Origin of the sequence: Pseudomonas mucidolens (assembly GCF_900106045.1) — a bacterium.
In the GTDB taxonomy this organism is placed as follows: Bacteria; Pseudomonadota; Gammaproteobacteria; order Pseudomonadales; family Pseudomonadaceae; genus Aquipseudomonas; species Aquipseudomonas mucidolens.
The window spans coordinates 2,797,984-2,807,171 of record NZ_LT629802.1 but is presented as its reverse complement, the minus strand read 5'-3'; the positions used below and the strand labels follow the sequence as shown (position 1 = coordinate 2,807,171).

General features: G+C 62.2%; 1 protein-coding gene and 1 pseudogene. Both read left to right on the top strand.

The window, feature by feature from the left end:
• Positions 1–9: 9 nt before the first annotated feature.
• The gene (locus tag BLU75_RS13020) at positions 10–6,231 is read left to right on the top strand and encodes a non-ribosomal peptide synthetase (RefSeq protein WP_231982654.1); all 6,222 of its coding nucleotides are present in this window, start codon (positions 10–12) and stop codon (positions 6,229–6,231) included.
• A gap of 24 nt (positions 6,232–6,255) precedes the next feature.
• Positions 6,256–9,096: pseudogene (locus BLU75_RS27875) on the top strand (condensation domain-containing protein); the annotation flags it as partial.
• Between the last annotated feature and the right edge of the window lie 92 nt (positions 9,097–9,188).

Genomic DNA, 9,188 nt, shown 5'->3' with positions numbered 1-9,188 from the left:
GGACAACGCGTGCAAGAGTTAATTGAGTCGGTAGGGAAACTTTCGGCCAAACAAAGAAAGGCTCTGGCAGTTCTGCTCAAACAGAAAGGCCTGAACCTTTTCACGATTGCCCCGGTTTTCCCGCGCGCGGCCGAAGAACCGTTGTTGCTGTCCTATGCCCAGCAACGGCAGTGGTTCCTCTGGCAGTGGGCGCCGCAGAGCACGGCTTATAACATCCCCACGGCCCTGCGACTCAAGGGCCGGCTGGATGTGGCTGCGTTGCAACGCAGCATCGAGGCCCTGGTCGACCGACACGAAAGCCTGCGCAGCGTGTTCACTCAACAAGATGATCAGCCCTTGCAAGTGGTCCTGCCCGCAGGGCCTTTTGCACTGGATGTCGATGAACTGCACCTGCCGCAGGGCGAACCTCTTACGGTTCACCTGCAGGCATTCGTCGAACAGGAAACAGGCAAACTCTTTGATTTACAGACGGGCCCGCTGATGCGCGCGCGTTTGCTGCGTCTGGCCGCTGACGACCATGTGTTGGTGGTGACTTTGCATCACATCGTCTCCGACGGTTGGTCGCTGCAGGTTATGGTCGAGGAGTTGGTGCAGTTTTATGCCGGCTTCAGTCAGGGCCAGGCCGTTCACCTGCCGGAATTGACGATCCAGTACCCTGACTACGCGCAATGGCAGCGACAATGGATGGAGGCGGGTGAGCAGGAGCGACAACTGGCTTATTGGCAAGACACGCTCGGCGGCGAACAGCCGGTGCTTGAACTGCCCACCGATTTCCCTCGACCGGCGGTGCAGAGTTTTGCCGGTGCCAGCCACCGCCTGATGCTGGATGAGACGCTCGCCGAAGGCCTCAAGGTCCTGGCCAAACGAGAAAACACCACGCTGTTTGTGCTGTTGCTGGCTTCATTCCAGACACTCTTGCACCGTTACAGCGGCCAGCAGGACATTCGTGTCGGTGTGCCCGTCGCCAATCGGGGGCGCGCTGAAATCGAGCGCCTGATCGGCTTTTTCGTCAATACCCAGGTGCTCAAGGCTGATATCAATGGCCAGTGCTCATTCGTCGAGTTGCTGCGCCAGGTCCGCCAGACCGCGCAGGACGCCCAAGCTCATCAGGACCTGCCTTTCGAGCAACTGGTGGAAGCGTTGCAGCCCGGCCGCAGCCTGAGCCACAGCCCGTTGTTCCAGGTGATGTTCAATCACCAGGCCGAAAGCCGCAACGATGCGCAAACCGGCTTGGGCGAACTGAGCGTGGAACGCCTGGAATGGCAAAGCCAGACCGCTCAGTTCGACCTCGTGCTCAACACTGTCGAACATGCCCATGGCATTGAAGCCGTGCTCAAGTACGCCACGGATCTGTTCGCCGCCAGCACCATCGAGCGCCTGGTGCAACACTGGCAGCACCTGTTGCAGGCGGTGGTGGCTGACCCGACGCAGCGCATCGCCCAATTGCCGTTGCTGGCCGCAGCCGATGAGCGAGTGATACTCGAAGACTGGAACCGTAGCGCCGTGGCCTACCCGGCCGGGCAGTGCATCCAGCAATTGATCGAGGAGCAGGCGGCGCGCACTCCGGAAGCGCTGGCGCTGGTGTTTGCTGAACAGCAACTGAGCTACGCCGAACTCAATGCCCGGGCCAACCAGTGGGCGCACCGCCTGCTGGAGCTGGGCGTCGGTCCGGATGTGCTGGTGGGCGTGGCGGTTGAGCGCTCGCTGGAAATGGTCATCGCTTTGTTGGCGGTGCTCAAGGCCGGTGGCGCCTATGTGCCGCTGGACCCGGAATACCCGCAGGAGCGCCTGGGCTACATGATCGAGGACAGTGGCCTCAAGCTGCTGCTGACCCAAGGTCACTTGTCCTTGCCGATCGCGCCCCATGTGCAGGCGCTGGACCTGGGCCAGGCCTTGAGCGGCTACAGCACGGCGAACCCGCAGGTGCCGCTGGCCCCGGAAAACCTCGCCTATGCGATCTACACCTCAGGTTCCACGGGCAAGCCCAAAGGCGTGATGGTGCGCCATGGCGCGCTGACCAACTTTATCGTCAGCATGGCCGCAGCACCCGGGATCGGCGCGCAGGATCGCCTGCTGTCGCTGACCACGTTCTCCTTCGACATCTTCGGCCTGGAGTTGTACACGCCGTTGATGGTCGGTGGCCGTGTGGTCCTGGCCAGCCAGGCTACCCAGCGCGATCCGGAACTGATCCTCAAGCAGGTGCAGGAGCAGGGCATCACGCTGTTGCAAGCCACGCCGTCGACCTGGCGCATGCTGCTGGAAAGCCCCAACGCTGGCGCCTTGGCGGGCCGTCGTTTGCTGTGTGGCGGTGAAGCGCTGGCCGATGAATTGGCGGTACGCATGACGGCACTGGGGGCGCAAACCTGGAACCTCTACGGCCCGACCGAAACCACCATCTGGTCGGCCTTGCAGGCGTTGGACAGCGAGCACAGCCAGCCGCATCTGGGCAGGGCGATCAATAACACGTCGCTGTACATCCTTGGTGAAGACCTGTCGGCCAATCCGGTGGGGGTCGCCGGTGAGCTCCTGATTGGTGGCGATGGTCTGGCGCGGGGCTATTTCGAGCGCCCGGCATTGACCGCCGAGCGTTTCCTGCCCAACCCGTATGGCGCACCGGGAGGACGTTTCTACCGTACCGGCGACCTGGCGCGCTACCGCGCGGACGGGGTGATCGACTACATCAGTCGGATCGACCATCAGGTGAAAATCCGCGGTTTCCGTATCGAATTGGGCGAGATCGAGGCGCGCCTGTTGGAGCACAGCGAGGTGCGCGAAGCGGTGGTGGTGGCTCAGGAAGGGCCGCAAGGACCGCTGCTGGTGAGTTACCTGGTGGCGCCCGACGCCGCGCAAGAAACCTTGCGTGAAGCGTTGAAACACCGCCTGCAGCAACAGTTGCCGGATTACATGGTGCCGCAGTACTGGCTGTTCATGGCGCGTCTGCCGCTGACGCCCAACGGCAAGCTGGACCGCAAGGCCCTGCCGCAGCCGGAGGCCAGTCAGGTGCAGAAGGCCTACGTTGCGCCGAGCACTGAACGCCAACGACAGGTCGCGCAGATTTGGCAAGAAGTGCTCAAGCTGGAGCGGGTGGGGCTGGCGGACAACTTCTTCGAACTGGGCGGGCACTCGTTGCTGGCCACGCAGGTCATGTCGCGGGTGCGGCAGTTGCTGAACACTGAAGTGGCGCTGCGCACTTTGTTCGAACACAGTACCTTGCGCGCCTTTGTCCAGGCCCTGGAGCCAGAAGCTTCGCCCCAGGCGCCGTTACCACTGGCCCCCGCGTTGACCCGGGTCGAGCGCGATCAATCGCTGCCGCTGTCCTATGCCCAGGAACGGCAATGGTTCCTCTGGCAATTGGACCCGGACAGCACGGCTTACCATATCCCGGCGGCGTTGCGCCTGCGCGGCGTACTGGATGTGGTTGCCCTGGAACGCAGTTTCAACGCTCTGCTGGCGCGCCATGAAAGCCTGCGCACGCAGTTCATCGAGGAAGACGGGCGCACCGTGCAGGTGATTCAGCCCGCGATGAGCCTGACCCTCACCGTCGAACCCTTCGGGCCGGCAGCCGATTTCGATGCCCGGCTCAAGGCCCGGGTCGACGCAGAAATCAGCCAGCTGTTCAATCTGCGCCAAGGCCCGTTGCTGCGGGTCAAACTGCTGCAGTTGGCGACCGATGATTACGTGCTGATCGTGACCCAGCACCACATTGTGTCTGATCGCTGGTCGATGAAAGTGACGGTGGATGAGTTGATCGAACTCTATGCCGGTTACAGCCAGGGCCAAGAGGTGCAACTGCCGGCCTTGCCGATCCAGTACGCCGATTATGCCCACTGGCAGCGGCAATGGATGGATAGCGGCGAGCGCGAGCGTCAATTGGCGTATTGGCTGGAGCAACTGGGCGGTGAACAGCCGGTGCTGGAATTGCCGACCGATCATCCCCGTCCGGCCCAGCAGAGTTACCGTGGCGCGCAAATACACATCCCGTTGAGCCCCGAGCTGGGCGTGGCGTTGAAGCAGTTGGCCCAGCGCGAGCAGGTCACGCTGTTCATGCTGTTGCTGGCGTCGTTCCAGGCGCTGTTGCATCGCTACAGCGGGCAAAACGATATTCGTGTCGGCGTGCCCATTGCTAACCGTAACCGCCTGGAAACCGAGCGTCTGATTGGCTTCTTCGTCAATACCCAGGTACTCAAGGCTGAATTCACCGAAGGCTTGTCGTTCCGCGACTTGCTGGGCCAGGTGCGCCGCGCCGCGCTGGCCGGCCAGGCCTGGCAGGACCTGCCGTTCGAGCAATTGGTGGATCGTCTGCAACCCGAGCGCAGCCTGAGCCATAACCCCTTGTTCCAGGTGATGTTCAACCATCAGAGCGAGGACCCTCGGGCCCAGGCTATCAGCACTCAACTGGGGGCGTTGCGCGTCGAAAGCTTGAGCTGGGAGAGCACCACCGCGCAACTCGACCTGACCTTGAACACCTTCGAATCCGAGGACGGGGTGTCGGCGTCACTGATTTATGCGACTGACCTGTTCGACGCGGCGACCATCGAGCGCCTGGCCATGCATTGGCAAACCCTGCTGCAGGGGATCGTCAGTCATCCGCAGCAGGCGGTGGCCGAGCTGCCGCTACTCAGTGCTCGCGAGGCGCAACTGATCACCTACGACTGGAATGCCAACGGTTCGACCTTTGCCGATCAGCCGGGCATTGCGCATCTGATCGAAGCGCGCGCCGCACAACAGCCGAATGCGCTTGCCCTGGTGTCGGGCGGGCGAACCCTGAGTTATGGTCAGCTCAATGCACGGGCCAACCAGTTGGCGCACCACCTGATCGAGTTGGGCGTCGCGGCGGAAGTCCGGGTGGGCGTGGCGATGCCACGCTCCAGCGAGTTGGTGATTGCCTTGCTGGCGGTGTTGAAGGCCGGTGGCGCCTATGTGCCGCTGGACCCGGATTACCCGCAGGACCGCGTGGCCTACATGCTTGAAGACAGCCAGGCCAAGGTCCTGCTGACCCAGGCCAGCTTGCTGGAACAACTGCCGCAGGGCGACGCCCAGGTATTGCTGGTGGAAGCCGGTGGTCATGCGTTTGCCGGGTACCCTGAGCACAATCCGGGGTGCCGTGGGCAGTCGTCGAACCTGGCCTATGTGATTTACACCTCCGGCTCCACTGGCAAGCCGAAGGGTGTGGCGATTGCCCACCGTAACGTGTTGGCGTTGATCCACTGGTCGCAGCAGGTGTACAGCCAGGATGACCTGCAAGGTGTCCTGGCCTCGACCTCCGTGTGTTTCGACCTGTCGGTCTGGGAGATTTTTGTCACCCTGGCCAGTGGCGGCTCAATCGTCATGGCGCGCAACGCCCTGGAGTTGCCCGACCTGGCGGCCCGCGATCAAGTGCGCCTGATCAATACCGTGCCATCGACGATTGCCGCCCTGCAACGGGCCGGGCAGATTCCCGCGAGTGTGCGCATCATCAACCTGGCCGGTGAGCCGCTGAAGCAGTCGCTGGTGGAAGTCCTCTACGCGCAGCCCACGGTGGAGCATGTCTACGACTTGTACGGTCCGTCGGAAGACACCACCTATTCGACCTGGACCCGGCGTGCCAGCGGGATGTCGGCCAATATTGGCCGGCCCCTCGCCAACACCGCCAGCTACTTGCTGGACCCGCAGCTGCAAACCGTACCGGTGGGGGTCGCCGCCGAGCTGTACCTGGCGGGTGAAGGCATTACCCGTGGCTACCTGTTCCGTCCGGGCCTGACTGCCGAACGCTATGTCCCCAACCCGTTTTCGAGCACGGGCGAGCGTCTGTACCGTACCGGCGACCTGACCCGTTACCGCGCCGATGGCGTGATCGAATACGTTGGGCGTATCGACCATCAGGTGAAGGTGCGTGGCTTCCGTATCGAGCTGGGCGAAATCGAGGCTAGGTTGCTGGCTCTTGAGTCAGTGCGCGAAGGCGTGGTACTGGCAATCGAAGGGGGCAGCGGCCAGCAGTTGGTGGCCTACCTGGTGGCATCCGTCAACGTCAGCGAAGGGCAAGCACCCCAGGGCGAGGCGATCCAGGCGCAGCTCAAGGCGCATCTGCCGGAGTACATGGTGCCGGCGCACGTGGTGTTCCTCGACCAGTTGCCGCTGACACCCAATGGCAAGCTCGACCGCAAGGCCTTGCCGTTGCCTGACCTGAACCAGCACCCGCGGGCTTATCTTGCCCCGAGTAATGCGCTGGAACGCCAGCTGGTGGCGCTCTAGCAGGAGATCCTCAAGCTTGAGCAGGTGGGGGTCACCGATAACTTCTTTACCCTGGGTGGCGACTCGATCATCTCGATCCAGGTGGTCAGCCGAGCCCGTCAGGCGGGCATTCGCTTTACCCCTAAAGATTTGTTCCAACAACAAACCGTACAGCGCCTGGCGATGGTGGCCGAGGTCGGCGAACCGGATGGGCTCGGTGAGCAAGGCCTGGTAAGCGGAGTCAGCGCGCTGTCGCCGGTGCAGCAATGGTTCTTCGAGCAGGAAATCCCCGAACGCCAGCGCTGGAACCAATCGGTCTTGCTCAAGCCCTTGAGCCCTATGGACCCGCAACGCCTTGAACAGGCATTGCAGGCGCTGATCAGTCATCACGACGGCTTGCGCCTGAGCTTTGATCCACAGACCCTGACGGCAAGTTATCGCGCCCTGGAGCAACAGCAGCCGTTGCCTGCGCCGCTCTGGCACAAAACGGTGGCGGACCTGGACGAACTTGAGCGTCTGGCCGATCAGGCCCAGGGCAGTCTTGGCCTGGAGCAGGGGCCGCTAGTGCGGGCGGTGCTCTTCGAGTTGCCCAATGCCGAACAGCGCCTGTTGCTGGTGGTGCATCACTTGGTGGTGGACGGTGTGTCCTGGCGCATCTTGCTGGAGGACCTGCAGGATGCCTACAAGCAACTGTTGGCAGGGCAGGCGATCAGGTTCAGCCCGAAGACAGTGTCATTCAAACGCTGGGTCGAGCACTTGCAGGCTTATAGCCAGAGCGCCGCTCTACTGCGCCAGTTGCCGTACTGGCAGGCCCAGGGGATCGCCGATGCCGCGCAACTGCCTTGCGACAATCCGCAAGGCTCGCTGCAAAACCGCCACGCCCAGACGGTTTACACGCGTCTGGATGCAACCCTGACCCGTCAGTTGTTGCAAGACACAGCCGCGGCCTATCGGACCCAGATCAACGACCTGTTGTTGGCCGCTCTGGCGCGGGTAGTCTGCCGCTGGACCGGGCAGCACTCAACGTTGATCCAACTTGAAGGCCATGGTCGTGAAGAATTGGTCGAACAGCTGGATCTGACCCGCACCCTGGGCTGGTTCACCAGTATGTTCCCGGTCAACCTGACGCCAGCCGCCGGGATCGCCGACTCGATCAAACAAATCAAGGAGCAGTTGCGCGCGGTACCGGATCGCGGGATCGGCTTTGGCCTGTTGCGTTACCTGGGCGATGAGCCGACGCGCCAGGTCCTGAGTCAATGCGCAGTGCCGCGCATTACCTTCAACTACCTCGGGCAGTTCGACGGCAGCTTCGATGCCGAGGGCGGTGTGCTGTTTGTCCCGGCCAATGAAGCCAAGGGCGCCGAGCACAGTCCGCTGGCGTCATTGGGCAACTGGTTGTCGCTCAATGGCCAAGTGTATGGCGCAGAGTTGACCCTGGGTTGGACCTTCAGTGCGCAGATGTTCAGTGAACCGGTGATTCAGCGTCTGGCCGATGAATACGCCAGCGAGCTTGAGCAACTGATTGAGCATTGCTGCCAGCCGCAGCATCGCGGCCTGACACCGTCGGACTTCCCGCTGGCGAATCTGAGCCAGCAGCAGCTCGACGAATTGCCAGTCAGCGCCTGCGCGATTGATGATGTGTACGCCTTGTCACCGATGCAGCGCGGCATGTTGTTTCATACCTTGTATGAGCCACAGGGCAGCAGTTACACCAATCAGGTACGGCTGGATGTCGAGGGGCTCGACCCGCAACGTTTCCAGGCCGCCTGGCAAGCCACGGTGGATGCTCGCGATGTATTGCGCAGCAGTTTTGTCTGGCAGGGCCTGGAGCATCCGGTGCAGGTGGTTCACCCCCACATCAGCGTGCCGTTCACGCTATTGGACTGGCAAGGCCGCGCCGACCTCGTGGCGGAGCTGGACGCCAGGGCCTTGGCCGAACTGGAGCAGGGTTTTGATTTGATGCAGGCGCCGCTCTTGCGTCTGGTGCTGATACGCGTCGATGCACGGCGTTATCACTTGATCTACACCAACCACCACATCCTCATGGACGGCTGGAGCGCCTCGCAATTGATGGGTGAGGTGTTGCAGCGCTACAGCGGTGAAACGCTGGCGTTGAATGCCGGTCGCTATCGTGACTACATCCAGTGGTTGCATCGCCAGGATGCCGAGGCCAGCGAACGGTTCTGGAAAGAGCAACTGCTGACACTCAATGAGCCGACTCATCTGGCCCGCGCTATCGCACACACGCCAGTCGCCGGTTTGCGGGCGCTGTATGGCGAGCAGCGCCAAGTCCTGGACGAATCCATCACCCAGCGTCTGCGCAGCCTGGCCTAGGCGCATAAAGTCACCCTCAACACCTTGGTCCAGGCGGCCTGGCTGTTGCTGTTGAAGCGTTACACCGGTCAATCGAGCGTGGCGTTCGGAGCCACAGTGTCCGGGCGCCCAGCGGACCTCAAGGGGGTCGAACAGCAGATCGGTCTGTTCATCAACACGCTGCCGGTGATTGCCAGCCCACAACCTGAACAAAGCCTGGAAAGCTGGTTGCAGGGCGTGCAGCAGTTGAACCTGCGCCTGCGTGAGTACGAATACACGCCGCTGTTCGACATCCAGCGCTGGGCCGCGCAGGACGGTGGTGACCTGTTCGACAGCCTGCTGGTGTTCGAGAACTACCCGGTGTCCGAGGTGCTGGAGCAGGAAGCGCCTCGGGAGCTGGTGTTCAAGGACGTCAGTTATTTCGAAAGGACCAACTATCCGTTGACCGTGATGATCGGCGTCGGCCAGACCCTGGCGTTCAACTTCAGTTACCAGTGTGCACACTTTGCGGCGTCGACCATTGTTCAGGTGAGCGAGCAACTGATGGCCGTGCTCGAACAGATGCTTGAGGTGGCGGCGGACAGTCCGTTGGGTGCGCTCAAGCTGTTCGAGGCCGAACAGCAGCAAATGCTGCATGACTGGAACCGTAGCGCCGTGGCCTACCC